At 62.4% G+C, this 18,959-nt stretch carries 18 protein-coding genes and 2 tRNA genes; 7 read left to right on the top strand and 13 right to left on the bottom strand.

All coding sequences use genetic code 11. From position 1 onward, the window contains the following. Positions 1–3: 3 nt before the first annotated feature. Genes ACQRA4_RS03115 through ACQRA4_RS03105 form a run of 3 tightly spaced genes read left to right on the top strand, consistent with a single transcriptional unit; the run spans position 4 to position 3,556 of the window. Complete coding sequence (locus ACQRA4_RS03115) at positions 4–1,719, top strand: DUF3696 domain-containing protein (RefSeq protein WP_427821618.1); 1,716 nt, start codon at positions 4–6, stop codon at positions 1,717–1,719. After that, on the top strand, positions 1,716–2,672 hold the full coding sequence (locus ACQRA4_RS03110; protein ID WP_427821617.1) for a hypothetical protein: 957 nt from the start codon (positions 1,716–1,718) through the stop codon (positions 2,670–2,672). Before ACQRA4_RS03115 ends, ACQRA4_RS03110 begins: the two co-directional genes overlap by 4 nt. A 14-nt stretch (positions 2,673–2,686) precedes the next feature. Next, the gene (locus ACQRA4_RS03105) at positions 2,687–3,556 is read left to right on the top strand and encodes a restriction endonuclease (RefSeq protein WP_427821616.1); all 870 of its coding nucleotides are present in this window, start codon (positions 2,687–2,689) and stop codon (positions 3,554–3,556) included. A 620-nt stretch (positions 3,557–4,176) separates the two neighbouring features. Here the strand turns inward: ACQRA4_RS03105 and ACQRA4_RS03100 are convergent. Next, positions 4,177–4,253 (bottom strand) — tRNA-Pro (locus tag ACQRA4_RS03100). Positions 4,254–4,298: 45 nt separating this feature from the next. Continuing rightward, positions 4,299–4,374: transfer RNA gene (locus ACQRA4_RS03095), tRNA-His, on the bottom strand. A gap of 150 nt (positions 4,375–4,524) precedes the next feature. Here ACQRA4_RS03095 and murA point away from each other — a divergent pair. Further along, complete coding sequence (gene murA, locus ACQRA4_RS03090) at positions 4,525–5,775, top strand: UDP-N-acetylglucosamine 1-carboxyvinyltransferase (protein ID WP_427821615.1); 1,251 nt, start codon at positions 4,525–4,527, stop codon at positions 5,773–5,775. A 19-nt stretch (positions 5,776–5,794) separates the two neighbouring features. After that, a complete protein-coding gene (locus ACQRA4_RS03085) occupies positions 5,795–6,445 on the top strand; it encodes a BON domain-containing protein (RefSeq protein WP_427821614.1) in 651 nt (216 codons plus the stop codon). A 212-nt stretch (positions 6,446–6,657) separates the two neighbouring features. Here ACQRA4_RS03085 and ACQRA4_RS03080 read toward each other — a convergent pair whose 3' ends face one another. From ACQRA4_RS03080 to ACQRA4_RS03065, 4 genes are read right to left on the bottom strand one after another with little or no spacing between them, the layout of a single operon-like run. Next, complete coding sequence (locus tag ACQRA4_RS03080; protein ID WP_427821613.1) at positions 6,658–7,188, bottom strand: translation initiation factor 2; 531 nt, start codon at positions 7,186–7,188, stop codon at positions 6,658–6,660. A gap of 7 nt (positions 7,189–7,195) precedes the next feature. Continuing rightward, positions 7,196–7,699, bottom strand: a complete 504-nt coding sequence (locus ACQRA4_RS03075) for a cob(I)yrinic acid a,c-diamide adenosyltransferase (protein ID WP_427821612.1) — start codon at positions 7,697–7,699, stop codon at positions 7,196–7,198. Beyond that, entirely contained in the window at positions 7,696–8,697 is a 1,002-nt protein-coding gene (gene amrS, locus ACQRA4_RS03070; protein ID WP_427821611.1) for an AmmeMemoRadiSam system radical SAM enzyme, read from the bottom strand. Before amrS ends, ACQRA4_RS03075 begins: the two co-directional genes overlap by 4 nt. A gap of 1 nt (position 8,698) precedes the next feature. After that, a complete protein-coding gene (locus ACQRA4_RS03065) occupies positions 8,699–9,262 on the bottom strand; it encodes a hypothetical protein (protein ID WP_427821610.1) in 564 nt (187 codons plus the stop codon). Positions 9,263–9,379: 117 nt separating this feature from the next. Here ACQRA4_RS03065 and purM point away from each other — a divergent pair, with 117 nt between their 5' ends. Then, positions 9,380–10,432: a phosphoribosylformylglycinamidine cyclo-ligase gene (gene purM / locus ACQRA4_RS03060; protein WP_427821609.1), complete on the top strand. Its 1,053-nt coding sequence runs from the start codon at positions 9,380–9,382 to the stop codon at positions 10,430–10,432. A 98-nt stretch (positions 10,433–10,530) separates the two neighbouring features. On the opposite strand, the gene ACQRA4_RS03055 is transcribed toward purM, so the two are convergent. From ACQRA4_RS03055 to ACQRA4_RS03040, 4 genes are all read right to left on the bottom strand, one after another. Next, a complete protein-coding gene (locus ACQRA4_RS03055; RefSeq protein ID WP_427821608.1) occupies positions 10,531–13,539 on the bottom strand; it encodes an AIR synthase-related protein in 3,009 nt (1,002 codons plus the stop codon). Positions 13,540–13,679: 140 nt separating this feature from the next. Then, a complete protein-coding gene (locus tag ACQRA4_RS03050) occupies positions 13,680–14,651 on the bottom strand; it encodes a polyprenyl synthetase family protein (protein WP_427821607.1) in 972 nt (323 codons plus the stop codon). Positions 14,652–14,654: 3 nt separating this feature from the next. Then, positions 14,655–15,386, bottom strand: a complete 732-nt coding sequence (gene mqnB, locus ACQRA4_RS03045) for a futalosine hydrolase (RefSeq protein WP_427821606.1) — start codon at positions 15,384–15,386, stop codon at positions 14,655–14,657. A 5-nt stretch (positions 15,387–15,391) separates the two neighbouring features. Beyond that, complete coding sequence (locus ACQRA4_RS03040) at positions 15,392–16,705, bottom strand: nucleotide sugar dehydrogenase (protein WP_427821605.1); 1,314 nt, start codon at positions 16,703–16,705, stop codon at positions 15,392–15,394. Between the two features lie 46 nt (positions 16,706–16,751). Here ACQRA4_RS03040 and ACQRA4_RS03035 point away from each other — a divergent pair, with 46 nt between their 5' ends. After that, positions 16,752–16,946, top strand: coding sequence for a DUF2065 domain-containing protein (locus tag ACQRA4_RS03035; protein ID WP_427821604.1), 195 nt, complete (start codon positions 16,752–16,754; stop codon positions 16,944–16,946). A 15-nt stretch (positions 16,947–16,961) separates the two neighbouring features. On the opposite strand, the gene ACQRA4_RS03030 is transcribed toward ACQRA4_RS03035, so the two are convergent. The 3 genes from ACQRA4_RS03030 to tsaB all read right to left on the bottom strand — a co-directional run bounded on the left by ACQRA4_RS03030 (position 16,962) and on the right by tsaB (position 18,959). Beyond that, positions 16,962–17,693: a ubiquinone/menaquinone biosynthesis methyltransferase gene (locus ACQRA4_RS03030; protein ID WP_427821603.1), complete on the bottom strand. Its 732-nt coding sequence runs from the start codon at positions 17,691–17,693 to the stop codon at positions 16,962–16,964. Then, positions 17,690–17,863, bottom strand: a complete 174-nt coding sequence (locus tag ACQRA4_RS03025) for a hypothetical protein (RefSeq protein WP_427821602.1) — start codon at positions 17,861–17,863, stop codon at positions 17,690–17,692. Before ACQRA4_RS03025 ends, ACQRA4_RS03030 begins: the two co-directional genes overlap by 4 nt. Before the next feature lie 283 nt (positions 17,864–18,146). Further along, complete coding sequence (gene tsaB, locus ACQRA4_RS03020; protein WP_427821601.1) at positions 18,147–18,959, bottom strand: tRNA (adenosine(37)-N6)-threonylcarbamoyltransferase complex dimerization subunit type 1 TsaB; 813 nt, start codon at positions 18,957–18,959, stop codon at positions 18,147–18,149.

Genomic DNA, 18,959 nt, shown 5'->3' with positions numbered 1-18,959 from the left:
TACATGCGCCTGACAGCCCTGACCATCAAAAATTTCAAAGGTATTGATGAACGCGGCGTTCGCATTGAATTCGCGCCCATTACCTTACTCTTCGGCCCGAACAATGCGGGCAAGAGTACGGTTATTCAAGCGTTGCATCTGGCACGGGAGACTTTTTGCCACCCGGAACCGGATTTGGAATATACTGAACCCAGCGGCAAGGGCTTGGATTTAGGTTCTTTCAAGGACTATGTGCATAGACATGACCTTAGCCGTACCGTTTCTATCGATTTGGAAATACAGACGGATGGATTGCCACTTATTGGCGATTCGTTGGAATTGCAACAATGGGAAGGCTGGAAGGAAATTGAACCTCTGCTGGCATCGGTAGAATCTGTCTATGTTGAAATGTTCATTCACTGGAATACGACTTTAGAGAGAGCAGAACTCGTACAATGCGGTATTTCTGTGAATGGCAAACGACTTACTGTCATTAAACTTGATTCCCGCACATTGACGGCATCCTTCAATCCACTGAACATATCTCCTTTTTTATCAAAAGAAGCAAAAACTTTTTTGACAGGAGAAAAGTTGGAAAGGTTGTGGAAACGTATAGATTCACACCCTGATGATTATGGGAATGAATTTTTGGATTACCGAGATGCTGTTCTCGAAAAAATCCCCTCTCTTATGCAACCTTTTGCCGATCTTGATGCGGTGACAAAAGAAATATCAACGATTGACTTGCCAATAAACGAGGGCAGAACCCCAATAGTATTTTCTTTGGGCAAAGCTCCTATCCTCAACTGGGATTCTCCTCTCCCCTTGGAATACGCGGACATTGACCCTGATTATGACCCGGAATCAGTTAGCGTTGATGCTTGCATGAATTGTCTGACGCTACTTTCCAGCCTACTTCTCGGCCCGTGCAGCCTTGTCCGCACGTTCCTCAATACCGTTCTGTACATTGGCCCCCTGCGCGCTATTCCTGACAGAGGCCAGCATAGACCGCAAAAGCCGACCTTCCGCCGCTGGGCCGAGGGCTTGGCTGCCTGGGATATCCTGGCAACCGCCACGGATGATCAGCTAAAAATGATTAATCGCGGGCTGAACACTCCCGATTTTTTGACCACAGGCTACAGCATCGTGCGGAAAAAGATGTTGCCTCTGGATGCATATGGCCCGTTGGCTCTTGCCCTCCGCCAGAGCCTTTTGGAAGACTTCGACGAAAGCGCATTGCCCTTGCTCCGGGAATTCCTGGCCCAATCCCCGGAAATCCGTATCGCATTGCGCAATGACAGTACCGGCGTAGAAGTGGAGCCCCACGATATGGGCGTCGGCATATCGCAGGTCATCCCCATCGTTGTAGCGGCGGCCTTGTCCAAGCAAGGCGCCGCCATTGCCATAGAGCAGCCGGAACTGCATATCCATCCCGCCTGGCAGACCGCCCTGGGGGATATTTTTATTCAGGCTATTGCCAAAGAAAACTCGCCGATCTTCCTCCTGGAAACGCACAGCGAACATTTATTGCTGCGCCTATTGAGGCGCATACGTAATACCCACAAAGGCGCCTCTGCTGAATCCACACGCCTGGCGCACACGGATATAGCCGTGCATTGGATAGGAACTTACGAAGGGCGCACGGAAATTTACCGCCTTGGGCTGGATGAAGACGGCTCGTTCAATACTCCCTGGCCAGAAGGCTTTTTTGACGAGCGCGGCGAGGAGCTGTTCGGATGATCCACGAGTATGCCGTTGATCCGGCTTTCCTCCTGGAGCTTGTGGACAAGCAGGATTTGGCCTCCTCCTTCTGCCGTGCCCTTACAATAGGTTCCGCCTGCATAACAGCCGGCTACCCTGAAGATGTTGGAGCCAAGGCGCGCGCACTTGCTTTAATACAGCAGGAATCGGCCACTGAACCAAAACATAAGGCGAAATGGCAAGAGCGAGTAAAGCAGGTAACGGAGCTCGCGGCCGAATGCACGCGGACGACAACAAAACGCTGCAACGCCATTCCTTGGGCACAGTCGTTTGCTGGCGAGCATGACAGACTCCCTTTTGAGGGGATTCTGTCAACCCGCGAACCGGACAGTGACGCACTGCCTCATCGCAATTTTGACTGGCTGCGTAGCAGAGATTGCCATCTGTTCGCCTGCCCGGGAAGTCGTCTTGTGCACCGTAGCGCGAAAAATTTGAACGACGCGTTAACGCCGTTATTGCGGAATGCTTCGATGATTACCTTTGTCGATCCCTATTTTTTCGTTGAAGATCGATTCAGGCAAACATACAAATTGTATTTTGATACAATTGCACAAGCAAACCATGTCAGAGCGGAGGCGGAGAGAACTATTGCCATAGTGTGCGCTGTGGATACCGGAAAAAATTCCTGCCCGGCAGATGAGTTCGGAAATGGATGTGAAGAAAGCCTGCCCGCCTTACTCCCGAACGGATTGAAGCTGATGATATACCGCATAAGGAACCTTCCCAGTGCACAGGAAATCCATAACCGCTATATCCTGACGGATATAGGTGGCGTCATGTTTGGGCATGGAACAGATAGTTCCGTTAACGCCTCCTATGACAATATATCGTTACTTGACCCTGCCTCTTTGACGCACTGGAAAAGCGCATACACGCCGAATTCTTCAGCCTTTGACTGGTCTGAACCTCCGGTGTTTATTACACCGCAATGACCTCGGAGCCGCCCATGCAAATGCCTACTTTCGACAAACTGATGCTCCCTACCCTCAAAGCTCTGGAGCAGCTTGGCGGTTCTGGCAGTATTGAGGAAATAGCCAACAGCGTGATCCAGGCGCTGAATTTGCCGGATGCGATCGCCTCTCAGCCGCACAATCCGGAAAAGTCCAGCCAGACCGAGATGGAATACCGTTTGGCCTGGGCGAGAACATACCTGAAGAAGTACGGCCTGCTTGATAATTCCGAACGCGGTATTTGGTCTTTTACCGGTAAGTACCACCCCGGCCAGAATATCGACCCTAACGAAGTGGTGCAGATCGTCAGGGGGGAAGATGCACAGGCCAGGCAGTATAAGAAAAAACAGCATAGTCACAAGCAGGATGAAGGCGTCTCTTTCGCCATTGCCGAAGAAGTGGAAGTCGGATGGAAGGAGAATCTGCATCAGCAACTGTTGCGCCTCAAGCCGGACGCCTTTGAACGCCTTGCCATGCGACTTTTGCGGGAAAGCGGCTTTGTCCAGGTGGAAGTCACCGGGCGCTCGGGTGACGGAGGCATTGACGGCAAGGGCATCATCAAGCTGCAAAACGTCTTGAGCTACCATGTCGTGTTCCAGTGTAAGCGCTATAAAGAAAGTGTCGGTTCCGGGGCCATCCGGGACTTTCGCGGGGCCATGATCGGTCGGGCGGACAAGGGGCTTTTTATTACCACCGGCACCTTTACCCGTGACGCCATTAAAGAGGCCACCCGTGACGGAGCCTCGCCCATCGACCTGATCGACGGCGAAAACCTCGTGGAAATGCTCAAACAACTGCGCCTGGGCGTCAAAGTACGCATGGTGGAAGAGGTGGAGGTGGATGCCGCCTGGTTTGAAGGGATGTGAACAAGGTGGAATCCTGTGAACCGTAAAAAGACGAGAAAGGCGCTGCGCGGCGATCCGCAACAGCACGGCGGAATTTCTGATCTTCACCGGACAGGCGGGCAAGCAGAGCATAGAAACCCGCTATGAGGACGAAACCATCTGGCTTTCGCAAAAGCTGATGGCCGATCTTTTTGCCGTCGGCGTTCCTACTGTCATGAATCAGAAATACTTGTACAAAAGCTGCCTATGCTTTCGATGATTTGTTCGGCGGTTTTAACCCACACAACTGGTTTTGGATGTTGATTATTTTGCTCAATATAATTTTTAATAGCACTTTCAAGTTCCTCCACACTTCTATGGCTACCTCGCCTAATCCGCTTGTTGCTCAATTCGGCAAACCATCTTTCAACAAAATTTAACCAAGAGGCGCTGGTGGGAGTAAAATGAAGATGAAATCTCGGGTGGCTGATTAACCTTCCTGTATCTGTTTCGTCTTGTGGGTGGAATAGTAAGTATCCCCCGGCTTTGCCGGGGGATACTTACTCAGTATACTAGGCCAATCAGCGCTTTCTTGTTTTGCGCCAAAAAAGCGCGCCTGACATGAAAAGGGGTTGCGAAAATTCCGCAACCCCTTGCACGCGTGGTCGGAGCGAAAGGATTTGAACCTTCGACCCCCTGCTCCCAAAGCAGGTGCGCTACCAAGCTGCGCCACGCTCCGAACGAAAACCCCGCGTCGTGGCGTAGCGGACGCGGGGCAAATTCATGGGGCGAAAGATGGGACTTGAACCCACGGCCACCTGGGCCACAACCAGGTGCTCTACCAACTGAGCTACTTCCGCCACGGAAAAATTTACTTACGCAAAATACTTTTTTTTGGCAAGCGATTTTTCCGGAGAACAATTCTGGATTTTCTTTAGAAAAAAAACTACGCTGACAATGTGTTACCATCACAGACGGCCCGGCCGTCCCAACAATGTTCCCGGAGACATATGGACAAGCTGATTATTGAAGGCGGCGTGCCGCTCACCGGCAGCATCGACGTCAGTGGTTCCAAAAACGCGGCCCTGCCCCTCCTGTTCGCGTCCATCCTGCTGAATGAGACGGTCGTTTTCACCAATGTGCCGGACCTGCGCGACATTCATACCACGCTCAGGCTGCTGGGCATGCTGGGCTGCCCCTGCTCCTATCAGGAACAACGGGTTCAGGTGACGCCGGGCGTCCTGCTGCCCGAAGCTCCCTATGACCTGGTGCGCACCATGCGGGCCTCGGTGCTCTGCCTGGGGCCGCTGCTGGCGCGCATCGGCCAGGCCCGCGTGGCCCTGCCCGGCGGTTGCGCCATCGGCGCGCGGCCTGTGGATCAGCACCTCAAGGGCCTGGAGCAGATGGGGGCGCGCTTCGAGCTGGAAGAAGGCTACATCATCGGTCGCTGCCGCAAGCTCAAGGGCGCGCACATCACCTTTGACCTGCCCACGGTGGGCGGTACGGAAAATCTGCTCATGGCCGCGGCTCTGGCCGAAGGTGAAACCGTTCTGGAAAACGCGGCCCGTGAGCCGGAGGTGGTGGACCTGGCCAACTTTTTGCTGGCCTGCGGCGCGCGCATCGAGGGCCAGGGCACGAGCTGCATTCGCGTGCAGGGCGTGAGCGGCCTGCACGGGGCGGAATACGCCATCATGCCCGACCGCATTGAAGCCGGAACCTTTCTGGTGGCCGCCGGCATTACCGGCGGCGAACTGCTGCTGCGTCACTGCCCTTTCACCGAGCTGGAGGCTGTAATCCTCAAGCTGCAAAGCATGGGCATGGACATCACGGCCACGCCCGACGGCGTACTGGCCAAATGCGGCTGCCCGCTGCGCGGCACGGACATCAGCACTCAGCCCTATCCCGGTTTTCCCACAGACATGCAGGCCCAGATCATGGCTCTGATGTGCCTGGCCGACGGGGCCAGCGTGGTGGAGGAAAGCATTTTTGAAAACCGCTTCATGCACGTGCTGGAACTGATGCGGATGGGCGCGCAGATCAAGGTTTCCGGGCACACGGCCATGGTGCGCGGGGTAAGCCGCCTCACCGGCGCGCCGGTCATGGCCTCGGATCTGCGGGCCAGCGCCTCTCTGGTGCTGGCCGGCCTGGCGGCGCGCGGAGTCACCGAGGTGCGCCGCATCTATCATCTGGATCGTGGTTACGAGCGTATTGAAAACAAGCTCAACGCCGTGGGCGCGCGCATTCGCCGTGAAGCCGAATAGCCGCGCCCGAGGAGGAACTATGCGACGCCTTGCCCTTGCGCTGCTGCTGGCTGCCCTGGCTGCCCTTAACGGCTGCGCTTACAGCGCCTATGGCCTCTATGACGACCAGCGCCTCATGGACACCATCACGGACGACAAGGCTCTGGCCACCAATATCAAAACCGCGCTGATGAACGAGCGCTTCAGCGACGGCTGGGCCATTGCCGTCTATTCTTACTACGGCAACGTCTTTCTGGTGGGCGAAGTGCCCCAGAACATGCAGGGCAAAGCCCTGGCCATCGCCCGCCGCTACAAGCCGCGTTCCGTGACGCCGCACTGGTTCTCCCCGGCCAGGAGCGACGCCAGCGACCTTTATCTGGCCACTTCGCTGCGCACCGATCTGATCGGAGCCAAGGGCCTGTCCTCCACCCGCATTGATACCGAAGTCAATGCGGGGCGCGTGGTGCTGCTGGGCGTGGTCAGGGACGACGCCGAAAAACGCATCGCCATCCGTACCGCGCGCGGCGTCAAGGGCGTGACCTCGGTGACCAGCTATCTGATGCTGCCCCAGCGTTCGGCCAAAGCTCCGGCGGACGCCGCCAGGCAGGACAAGCTGAACGAGCGTGAGCTGCCCCCATCCCCGGGCCCTTCGCAGCCCCGGGCCACGCCTGACGCGCCGCTGAACACATAAATCCGGCACGACTCCGCGCAAAGGGGGCGCGCTGACAATGCGCCCCTTTGTCGCCGGCCTTTGTCCGGACGGGCAGAGAGAACGCTTCCTTTGCGGCGTTAAACTCTGATGGAGGCGTGAAGTCCGCGGGTCAGAACATGGGACACTGCTGGCTGCCAGATATTTTCGAATGCAAAATGCTCCAATGGCGGCAGCCCCTGAGCGAGCCTTTTTCATGCCGCGCAACGGCGGCGCACGGCCTCGGCCAGACGGCGCACGGCCCCGTCCGTTTCATCGGCCAGGGCGGCCCAGCCGGTTTCGGCATGATCCATCACCCTTTTCACCAGCTCCAGCGCTTCTTCAGCCCCGTCAACCCACAGACAGACCGCACCGTGCAGCATGAGGCCAGGCCCTTCCAGCGGGCCGCGTATGCCCAGCACCGGCACGCCGGCCCCGGCGGCCAGCCCCACTTCCACGCCCGCGTCCTGGCCGGATGCGCCGTAGTAGATGACCATATCCGCCGTAAGGCAGGCATTGCGGCAAAAGTCATAAATCTGCCCGCCGTCCTGATCCGTATCCATCCAGATGCGGCGCTGGGCCGGGGTCAGACCTGGCGGCGGCACGGCTTTTTCCGTCCAGTCCAGTATGCGGCAACCCAAAGCGCGCAATGCGCGGCCCAGCAGGCGCACGCCGTGCTTGTGCCTGAAGGAGGCGGCCACATAAATGCTCAGAGATGGCCGGGAAGACATGACATACGGGGGCATGCCGACCTCAGAACTCAATGCCGGGCGCGGCTTTGACGCCCGCCCGCCAGGGATGCTTGATTTCGTCCATTTCCGTAACCAGATCCGCCTCCCGCAGCAGCCAGTCCGGCGCGTTGCGACCGGAGAGCACCAGATGCCGGTCGGCGGCGCGGGCTTCGGCCATGAGCGTTTCCACTTCCTCTCTGCGCAGAATGCCCGCGTCCAGGGCGTAGAGCGTTTCGTCCAGAATGAGCATCTCGACCTCCGGCAGCCGGGCGCGCGCCCACTCCAGCACATGCAGGGCGGCGGCCCGGTGAGCCGGGCGATCCTCCTCACGGCGCAGAAAACCCTCGCCCCCGGCCAGAAAGCGCCGCCCCAGCCATTGGGCCAGCATGAGCTGTTCCCCGGCCTGACCGTCCCGCTTCATGAACTGAGCGAAGGCCACAGTCATATTCCGCCCCAGGGCGCGCACGGCCTGCCCCACGCAGGCGCAGGTTTTGCCCTTGCCGTTGCCGGTGTAGACCAGAATCATTTCCAGACTCCGGGCAAGGCCGCCTTGCAGGCGAGGCAGCGTCCCGGCCCACCCAGACGGCGCGTTTGCCAGCCCCGGCGTTCAATGGCCGGCGCGCCGCAGGAGGGGCAAAAGGTCGTGCCGCCCATGGTTGTGGCGGCATTGCCGATATACACGAAATGAAGGCCCGCTTCCCGGCCGATGCTCCAGGCGTCTTCCAGTCGGGACAAGGGCGTGGAAGGGCGCCCCGCCATACGGTAGGCCCCGTGAAAGGCCGAGAGATGCCAGGGCGTATCCGGCCCCAGCTCATCACGCACAAAAGCGGCCATGTCGCGCAGCTCGGCGTCGCTGTCGTTGCAGCCCGGAATGATCAGCGTGGTCACCTCCAGCCACCAGCCCATGCCCCTGATGACCTTCAGATTGTCCAGCACGGGCTGAAGGCGGCCGCCGCAGTAGTCACGGTAAAAATCATCGCTGAAGGATTTCAGATCCACATTGATGGCGTCGACCCGGTTGCGCAGGAGCCGCAAAAAATCCTCGCCCATAAAGCCGTTGCTGACCAGAATGACCCGCAAGCCAACAGCCTGAGCCAGCCCGGCGGTTTCATATATCTGCTCGAAAAAAACCGTGGGTTCGTTGTAGGTAAAGGCCATGCTGCGCGCGTGCCGCTCTTCCGCCAGGCGCGCCAGTTTGTCCGGCGCAATGCGCCTGCCGGGCGTCACGCCGTCGGGCGGCACACGGGCGATCAGGTGATTCTGGCAGAAACGGCACTGAAAATTGCAGCCCGCGCTGCCCACGGAAAAAGTTTTGCTGCCGGGCAGGAAATGATAGAGGGGCTTCTTTTCCACCGGGTCCATCTGGATGCAGGTGACAACATCCGCCACCATGGAAACCAGCTCTCCCCCCATGTTCACCCGCACTCCGCACAATCCCTTGCCGCCCTTTTTCAGACGGCAGGCGTGCGCGCATAATTGACAGCGCACATCTTCGCCGACCGGCTCCCAGAGCATGGCCCGCATTTCAGCGCCCCCCCGCGCCGCGAATGGCTGAAGCGGCGTTCCCCATGCCCCCCGTGCCTGTGGACGGCACGGGCGTCTGCCAGCCCGGCAGAAAACCGGGCTGTGGCCCGGGATACGGTCGCGGCGGCGGACCGGACGGATGCGGCGGCCGCCAGCCCGGTGATGAACCCCCCGGCGGCGTCACGTCCGGCCAGCCCGGCTGGAAACCGGGCCGGGGCCCGGGGTGCGGCCGCGGCGGACAGGGGGATTGCCCGCCGCCGGGATAGAGCTGCGGCGCCACCATGAGCGGCGCGCTCTGTTCCTGTGGCGAAGGCCGCCGGGGCGCGATGACCGAAGTGATGATGTCGCCTGTTTCAGGCTCTCGCCAGGAACCCGCGAAACCATCGGAGCCAGGGGCGGTATTGCTGATGTGCACGTCGCCGTTGTATATGGTGGAATTATGGTATTCATTGTGCGTGGACGACGGGGGCGGGGAAGCGCCTTCCCGCTCCCCGGCTTCGGCGGAGGCGCCCGGCCAGAACCAGAGCGCGAGCCAAAGCAATAAAAATATATGATGGTTACGCATAGAGCTGTCCTATTTTTTATAATTATACCAGCGGGGGGCGAACCGGTCCATGAAAAAAGAGACTTGGGGTCCGGGGAAAAATTTGCTATGCAGTGCGGATTAGAAGGAGGGCAACGCATGTCCAGCGAGCGCGCAAAAGCCTATACCCAAGCGGGCGTCAACATTGAGGCGGGCAACGCCCTGGTGGGACGCATCAAGCGCCTGGTGGCGAGTACCCAGACCAGGGGCGTCCTTTCCGACATCGGCGGCTTCGGCGGCCTGTTCCGCCCGGACTTCAGCGGCATGAGCGAACCGGTGCTGGTTTCCTCCACCGACGGCGTGGGCACCAAACTCAAGCTGGCCTTTGCCTTTAACAGGCATGACAGTGTGGGCATCGATCTGGTGGCCATGAGCGCCAATGACATTCTGGTGCAGGGCGCGACGCCGCTGTTTTTTCTCGATTATTTCGCCACCGGCAAGCTGGATGTGGACACGGCTGAAACCGTGGTCGGCGGCGTGGCCGAGGGCTGTCGTCAGGCCGGCTGCGCCCTGCTGGGCGGCGAAACCGCCGAAATGCCTGATATGTACGCTCCCGGCGAGTACGATCTGGCGGGCTTTTGCGTGGGCCTGGTGGATAACGCCAAACTCATCGACGGCTCAGGCATCCAGGTGGGCGACGTCATTGTGGGCGTGGCCTCGTCGGGCCTGCACTCCAACGGTTTTTCCCTGGCGCGCAGGATTCTGGAGCAGAGCGGCCTCGGCCCGGACGACGCTTTTCCCGGCGCGGACGGCGTCAGCGTGCGCGACGTGCTGCTGACGCCCACCATCATCTATGTGGAGGCCGTGCGCTCCCTGCTGCGCGACATGAACGTCAAGGGCATGGCCCACATCACGGGCGGCGGCTTTTACGACAACATTCCGCGCGTGCTGCCTGCGCAAGTGGAGGCCAGAATCAATTTCGGCAGTTGGCGGATGCCCCCGGTCTTTCACTGGCTCAAAGAGGCGGGCGAGCTCTCCTGGCCGGAAATTCTCCAGATATTCAACGGCGGCATCGGCTACATTCTTGTACTGCCCGCCGAGCAGGCCGAAGAAGCCGTCAACCGCATTCAGGCTTTTAATCTGCGGGCCTGGCGCATCGGCGACATTGGGCGGCGCGCTTCCGACGGCGAGCAGGTTGTGGTCAATTTTTAGAGGCAGCCCCGGTTGCCGCGTTGCCGTGAAAGGCCCATGCAAATGCCGCCCTTCAGGGGCGGCATTTGCATGGCGATGGCGAGCGCGACAAGAAGGTCTTACCAGTCCAGCGTGTGCTTGAAGGCGCGGGCCAGCTCGTCCACATTTTCGCGCAGCAGCGTGCTGTCGCCGCTTTTCAGGGTCAGATGCCCGTCGCCCGTGACCGTGCCGATGCGGCGGCATATCTGCCACATGCCCAGAGCGTCCAGCAGCATGGCCAGGTCCGGCCTGACGCTGACCAGCAGGCGGCTGGCCGACTCGCTGTAGAGCAGTTCCGTGCGGTTCATGGCTTCCAGGGCGGGCACGGCGTCCAGGTCAACTTCCGCGCCCAGGCGGCCGCCGATGCACATTTCAGCCAGGGCCACGGCCAGGCCGCCGTCCGAGCAGTCATGGCAGGCGGCCACGGCTCGCTGGCCCATGAGCGCGTGCAGGCCGCGGTAGCGCGGCAGGGCCGTGCCCGCGTCCACCTGCGGCACGCGCCCGCCCCTGAGGCCCAGTTCGTCGGCGGCCTCGCTGCCGCCCATTTCACGCCAGGTGCCGCCCAGCAGGTAAATATGCTCGCCCTCGCGCTTGAAATCGGAAGTCTGGGTGCAGGTCACATTGCGGATCACGCCCAGCACCGAGAAGAGCACCGTGGGCGGAATGGAAATGCGCTCTCCGCCGCCGGTGTAGTCGTTTTTCATGGAATCCTTGCCGGAAATGCAGGGCAGGTTGTAGGCCAGGGAGAACTGGCGCAGCGCCTTGCAGGCCCGAACCAGCTGGGCCAGCTTGTAGCGGCCGTCGGGATTTTTTTCGCTCCAGACCGGGTCGCACCAGCAGAAGTTGTCCACCCCGGCCAGGGCGTCGGGGTCTCCGCCCACGGCCACGGCGTTGCGCACGGCCTCGTCCATGGCGTTGGCCATCATCCAGTACGTGTCGTAATCGCTGAATTTGGGGCAGATGCCGTGGCTGATGACCAGGCCGGCGTCCGACTCCAGCAGGGGGCGCAGCACGCCGGCGTCGGCCGGGCCGTCGCGCAGCGCGCCCACCAGGGGCTTGATGACGCTGCCGCCGCGCACTTCGTGGTCGTACTGGCGGATGATGTATTCCTTGGAGCAGATGTTCAGTCGCCCCAGCATGCGCCGCAGAAATGCGCCTTCGCCCCGCGCGTCGAGCCCCGCGCTTTCCACGCGGATGTCCGGCATGTCCGGGGCTTTCCACACGGCTTCCAGCTCCAGCTGGGGCACGCCGTCGTGCATGAACCGCATGGGCAGGGAGGCCACCACACGGTCGCCGTAGCGGGCCTCGAAGAAACCGGAATCGGTAAAATGCCCCAGAGCCGTGGCCTCCACATCCATGCGCGCGGCCAGCTCCATAAAGGCCGTCAGTTTGTCCGGCGGCACGGCCAGGGTCATGCGTTCCTGCGCCTCGGAGAGCAGAATTTCCCAGGGCCGCAGACCGTCGTATTTCAGCGGGGCCCTGGCGATATCCAGCACGCAGCCGCCTGTATCTTCGGCCATTTCGCCCACCGAGGAGGACAGGCCGCCCGCGCCGTTGTCAGTAATGGCGTTGTACAGGCCCAGGTCGCGCGCGCGCAGGATAAAGTCGTACATCTTGCGCTGGGTGATGGGGTCGCCGATCTGCACGGCCGTGGCCGGGGAACCCTCGTGCAGTTCCTCGGAAGAGAAGGTGGCCCCGTGAATGCCGTCCTTGCCGATGCGGCCGCCGGTCATCACGATGACGTCGCCGATTTCGGCCTTTTTCTCCCAGCCGGGGCGACCGTTGATTTCTGTGGGGATGATGCCCACAGTGCCGCAGTAGACCAGGGGCTTGCCCAGATAGCGTTCGTCAAAGACCAGAGAGCCGTTGACCGTGGGGATGCCCGACTTGTTGCCGCCGTGCTCCACGCCCTCGCGCACGCCCTCCAGCACGCGGCGCGGGTGCAGCAGGCGCGGCGGCAGGGCCTTGTCGTAAAAGGGCGAGGCAAAGCAGAACACATCCGTATTGCAGACCAGTTCCGCGCCCATGCCCGTGCCCATGGGGTCGCGGTTCACGCCCACAATGCCGGTCAGCGCGCCGCCGTAAGGATCCAGAGCCGAAGGGCTGTTGTGAGTCTCCACCTTGATGCAGGCGTCGTAGCCGTTGATAAAGGCAATGACCCCGGCATTGTCCTTGAACACGGACTTGCAGTAGTCGTTTTCGCCCATGCGCGCCCGCAGCAGGGCCGTGGCGTCGCGGATGCAGGTCTTGTAGAGATTGTCCACCACCTCGCGGCGGCCGGTTTCTTCGTTGCGGTAGTCGATGCGCGAGGCGAAAATTTTGTGTTTGCAATGCTCTGACCAGGTCTGGGCCAGCGCCTCCATTTCCACATCCGTGGGGTCGGCGGGCAGGTTCAGGGCCTTGCGCCGGGCCGCTTCGCCGGCCTGCGTGAAATGGTCACGAATGCAATGCATCTCATTGAGGCTGAGCGCCCAGGTGTTTTCGCGGCTGGCCTGTTGCAGGGCCGCGTCATCCATGCCGGACAGGGCCACGACGTCCACCGTGTCGTTGGCTTCGCCCGTAACCCTGGCCGCCTGCGGCGCAAAGCCCGGTTCGGCGCGCCACTCTTCCAGGCTCTTGATGCGGAAGCGCTGGATCAGGGTGTTGCAGAGCAGGTCGCGGCTGAGGGCCTCCACCTGTTCGCGGCAGAGCGGGGCGGCCGCATCGTTGTGGATGCGGTACTGCACGGCGGTGTAGACGCGCAGGCTGTCGCGCGGGATGCCCAGCACCATGGCGGCCGTGTCGCGGGCCGTGCGGGCCTCGTTGTCCGTGACGCCGGGGCGGAAGCCCACCTCCACGAACCAGTCCGGCTCAGGCGAGGGCAGGGGCAGGGGTTCCAGCGAGGCGCACTGCAAGATGGGGTCGTGCCAGACGCCCTCGTCCAGCAGGCGGCGAACCTGAGCCGCATCCAGCCCGTCCACGGTGAAAACCTTGATCTGGCGCACCCGCGCCACGCTGAGGCCCAGGGCTTTGCGCAGATGCTGGGCCGTCTTGCGGCCCTGGGTGTCGTCCAGCCCGGCGTGCAGGCCGGTTTCCACACGGTAGAGCATAGGGGTCTCCTTCCTGTAGTAGGGCATCTTGCCTGTTTTCAACAGTAAAATGCCCTGACGCCGCCGCGTTCGGCGGAACGCGTGCGGCTTCGTTCCAGATGCCGCACACAGGCAAATTTACAATAGTATTTCCGGCGGTGTTACTTTTTTCTGTCGCGCACATAGTCGGTCATCTGGCGCATCAGGTCGCGTTCCGGCTTGTCGGGCAGGGCGTCCAGGGCGGCGCGGGCCGTGGCCAGATAGCCCTCCGCGTCCAGACGGGCGCGCTGGTCGTGGCCCGCGTCGCGGATGCGTTCGGCAATGGCGGCGGCGTCCTTCTCGGTTATCAGGCCGCAGCCGAAGGCCGCGTCAAAGGCCACGCGCTCCGCCTCGCCCAGACCCAGACGGTACAGCCGCAGGGGCGGCGTGAGCTTGCCCTCGCGCGCGTCGCCGCCCGTGGGCTTGCCGGTGAGGCTTTCGGGGGCGAAATCCAGGGCGTCGTCCACCATCTGAAAGGCCATGCCCAGATTTTCTCCGTAGCTTGCCGCCGCCGCGCTCTGCGCGTCCGTCGCGCCGGCGCGCAGCGCGCCCAGCTGGCAGGAGGCGCGGATCAGCCATGCGGTTTTGCCGCGCACGATTTCTTCGTATTCGGCGGCGCTGGTGTCCACCCGGCGCTGGGCCGCGATTTCCAGAATCTCTCCGGCGGCGGTGCGGCTGGTGGCCTCGGAAAAACAAAGGGAAAGGCGCGGGTCGCCGAAGCGCGCCACCAGGGCGTTGGCCTCGGCCAGCAGAGCGTCGCCCGCCAGAATGGTGGGCGTGACCTCAAACAGGGTATGCGCGGTGGGCTTGCCCCGGCGGCTTGCGGCGTTGTCCAGCACGTCGTCGTGCAGCAGGGTGGCCGCGTGCAGCATTTCCATGGTTATGGCCAGGTCATAGATGTCGGCGCGTTCATAACCCAGCAGGCGGGCGGCGAGCACGGTCAGCAGGGGCCGCAGGCGCTTGCCCCCGGCTTCAAAAATGTGCCGCGCCACAGGCCGCACGGGTTCGGGCAGGCCCTGGGCCGCGCGCTCAAGGGCCGCGTTGATGGGCGGCAGCTCAAGGGCGAGGCGTGCTTTGAGAAGAATGTTTGCCATGTCTCACAACAGGTTGAGTGAAGGCAGCACCGCGTCAAGCGATTGCAGCGCGCCCGGAAAATCCTTTTCCTCTTTTGTGCGCGGGCCCACCTTGTTGGACACGCAACGTATCTCCACACAGGGAACCCCGGCTCTGGCGCAGGCATAGGCCACGGCAAAGCCTTCCATATTTTCCAGCTCCGCGTGATGCCGGTTCCAGAGCTCCCGCGCTCTGGCGAAGCTGGCGCTGACCCCGGCCACGGTCAGCGAACGGCAGGGCGTGAACATGCGCCCGCCTGAGCGAGGCGCGCCGCCGGGAAGCGCTTCCGTGCCGGCCAGGGGCAGGCGGTCATAAACATCAGCGCCGCCGTTGCCGGCCCCGCCCCGCCAGAGCGGAAAGCTGAATGCCCGGGCCGTCACGCTCTGGCCGTCATGCAGGCCGTATTCCGGCCAGATTTCCTCGCGCACCAGGCAGAGCGCGCGCAGGGGCAGGGCCGCGAGGTCAAAGGCGCCGGCCAGCCCCGTGTTGAGCACCGCGTCAATGCGCCGCCCCTCTGCCCCGGCCTGGCCAAAGCAGCGCCCCAGGGCCAGGGCCGCGTTGAGCGGGCCCACGCCGGTAACGCAGAACAGCGTTTCCCGGCCTTTGAGAGGCGCGGACCAGAGCCGCATTTCCTCCAGGGCTTCCCCACCGGGGAGGAGCGTCGGGGCCAGAGCGGCCAGCTCCCTGCCGGTGGCCGCGCAGATCAGCAGGGCCACCGGGCTTACAGCCTCCAGTAATCAATGCCGGCGGCGCGCATGGCCGCGGGATCGAACAGCGCCTTCACATCCAGCAGCACGGCCTTGTCCGGAGCCGCGAAGCGCCGCTTGAGCTCTTCTGGGGTCAGTGCCGCGTATTCCTTGTGAGACACGGCCAGAATCAGGGCGTCCAGGTCGCGCAGTTCGTCCAGGGGCGCCAGCCTTTGCCCGTATTCGCGCAGGGCTTCTTCCGAATCGGCCTGGGCGTCGCTGACCAGGGTTTGCACGCCGTAATCCTGCAGTTCGCGTATCACGTCCACCACGCGGGTATTGCGCAGGTCAGGCACATTCTCCTTGAAGGTAAAGCCCAGAATGCCCACCCGCGCGCCGCTGACGACCCGGCCGCGCCTGATCATCCGCTTGACGGCGCATTCGGCCACATATTTGCCCATATTGTCGTTGATCCGGCGGCCCGCCAGAATCACTTCAGGGTGAAAGCCCAACTCCTCGGCCTTGAAGGTCAGGTAGTAGGGGTCCACGCCGATGCAGTGGCCGCCCACCAGGCCGGGACGGAAGGGCAGAAAATTCCACTTGCTGCCCGCGGCTTCCAGCACTTCCAGGGTGTCGATGCCCATGCGCCCAAAAATGACCGCCAGTTCGTTCATCAGGGCGATGTTCAGATCGCGCTGGGTGTTCTCGATCACCTTGGCGGCCTCGGCCACCTTGATGCTGGAGGCGCGGTGAATGCCCGCGCGCACCACCGAGCCGTAAATTTTTGTCAGCAGATCCGCCGTGGCCTGGTCAGAACCGGAAACAATTTTGGTGATGGTTTCCAGCGTATGCACCTTGTCGCCGGGGTTGATGCGTTCCGGCGAGTAGCCCACCGTAAAGTCCCGCCCAAAGGTCAGGCCCGATTCCCTTTCAAGAATGGGCACGCAGATTTCTTCCGTAAGGCCGGGATACACCGTGGATTCGTAAACCACCACGCAGCCCCCGCCCATATGGCGGCCCACTGTGGCGCTGGCCCCCACCACGGGCGTGAGGTCCGGGGAGCGGTGGTCGTCAATGGGCGTGGGCACGGCCACGATGATCACGGCGGCCCGCGAGAGATCCGCCGGGTCGCGGGTGTAGCGCACGGCGGCGGTTTTGAGCGCCTCGTCGCTGACTTCTCTGGTGCGGTCGTGGCCCTGGGTCAGTTCCGCCACGCGGCCGGCGTTGATGTCAAAACCCAGCACATCCATATGCCGCGACAGGGCCACGGCCAGGGGCAGGCCCACATAGCCCAGGCCCACCACGGCCAGGGGCTGACGGCGTTCTTGCAGCGCTTCAAAAGTGATCATGCTTCTTTCCTTTACAAAAAACCGATTTTCCGTCACCAACAGGGACATGCGGTTTGATCTTGCTCTCTTTCTGCGCGCCCTGGGACTGGCCTTTGTGCTGGAGGGCCTGTGCTGGGCGCTGTTCCCCGGCGGCATGCGCCGGGCCATGAGCGAGCTGCTGTCCCGCCCGGAGGGCCAGTTGCGTCTGGCCGGGCTGACGGCCGTGGCGGCGGGCCTGCTGCTTGTCCGGCTGGCTCTGTAGGGCGGCTCTGAGCGGCTACGCCTTTTCTCCCACATGCAGGCAGACAATGCCCGACGTGAGCCTGAGATGCCGGGCGCGGGCAAAACCGGCGCGCAGCATTTCCTCCTCCAGCTTCCGGGCTGTGGGAAAGGCGCGGATGGTGTCCGCCAGGTAGGCGTACGCCGCGGGGTCTTTGGAAAACAGCCTTCCCACGCGCGGCAGAACGCGGTTCAGATAAAAATTGTACAGCCCGCCCCAGATACGCTCCTGCCCGGAGCCGAATTCCAGAATGCAGGCCCGCCCTCCGGGGCGCAGCACGCGCAACATCTCGGCAAAGGCGGCTTCGCGCGGCAAAATGTTGCGAATGCCGAAAGCCATTGTAATGCAGTCCACCGAGGCGTCAGGCAGGGGCAGCCGTTTGGCGTCCGCCGCCACGGGCAGGACGCGTCGGGCGTTGTCGCCCCTGAGCTTGCGGCGGCCCAGAGACAGCATGGGCGGGCAGAAGTCCAGCGCGGGCACTATGGCGGCGGGATGGCGGCGGCGCACGGCCAGGGCCACATCCAGGGTTCCGGCGGCCAGGTCCAGCACCACGCCGCCCCGGCCCGGAGTCACATGGCGGGCCAGCGCCCGACGCCAGTATTGATCCACACCCAGACTGAGCAGACGGTTGAGCAGATCGTAAAAACGCGCGATGCGGCCGAACATGCCGGCCACGGCGGCGTCATGGCCGCGCGGCTGGCCGGAAGCCGGAGCGGGGGCCGCGCTCACGCCCGCTTTCCTTCGGTTTCATCCGCGTTTTCGCGGATGGCGGCGCAAACCACCCGATAGACGGCCGGGAATATTTCGGCAAAGTTGCCCGGCGACACCGTGCGCGTTTCAATGAATTTGGCGGTCAGTTCCTTGGCGACCTGCAAGGCTTCTTTGCTGTCCTTATCCATATCTGCCTCAGGGTTCCCCGAACCGGGCGGGCCCGGAACGCCGGAACCGGTGAAAGAAACCGGCGAAATAGAAAACCCGCCCCTTGGGGAATGGCCTGATGACCCACAACGGGTTTCTGCCTGGACGGGTAAAAGAACGGAAACGCAAGCCCCCGCCCCTTTTGTTTGTTGTGAGCGCGACTGATCCGCGCCGTGAAACAGGGCAACAGCATATGCGTTCCGCCGGGCCTTGGCAAGAGCGCCGCCCCGCCGGGAAAATGCGGGAAAAGAAGCGGCGGGAGACTCAGATTTCGCTTTTGGGCGCGCGCGCCAGCAACGCGTCCAGGGCGCTCACGGCCTCGCCGCCGTCCATTCCCTGACGTTCGGCCAGTTGCGGCAGGTTGTCCGCCGCGTCGCAGGAGCGCACATAGGCCGGCTCCAGATCCCGGGAAAAGTAGTCGCCGTGCCGGGCCAGCAGGCAGAGGGCAGCCATGTCCGGGCTGGTCAGCTCCGGCATCACGCGGGCTTCTTCCGCTCCGGCGGGGCCTGAACCCGTCCGCGCGGGCGCGAAAACAGCGGGGTTGCGGGCCAGGCCGCTGCCGCAGACGTGCCCCGGCCGTTCGGCGATGCGGCGCAAGGCTTCGTCAGGCGGGCAGAGCTCCACAGCTGTCAGCGGTTGGGCCGGAATCAGGGGGCCATAGGAGACAAAGGCCTGGCAATGCACCTGATTGCGCCGGGCATGGGTCAGCACCCAGAGCGGCGCGCCGTAGAGCAGACCGCGCCTGAGCGCCGCGCTGGTGGCCAGGGCCTGCAGATAGTCCAGCCCGGCCAGCCGGGCGCGGCCCGCGCGGCGCAGGGCCGCCGCCGTGCTCAGCACCAGACGGATGCCGGTGAACGAGCCGGGGCCGCGCACGCAGGCAATGCGGCGAAAATCCGCCAGACGCACATCCAGCGCGGCGCAGATGTCCCGCAGGGCCGGGGCCAGAATTTCCGTGGCGCGCTCGGCCCGGCGCCACTCCTGAGCGCAGAGCAGGCGTTCATTGTCTGTGACGGCGATCTGCAATACGCCCTCGGCGGCGTTAAGAATCAGCTCCAGGCCCGTGGAATGCGCTGTCAT

The sequence above is a fragment of the Desulfovibrio sp. SGI.169 genome (assembly GCF_050313595.1).
Classification (GTDB): Bacteria; Desulfobacterota; Desulfovibrionia; order Desulfovibrionales; family Desulfovibrionaceae; genus Desulfovibrio.
Note: the sequence above shows the minus strand (reverse complement) of the source record. Positions and strands in the feature narration are given on the sequence as shown.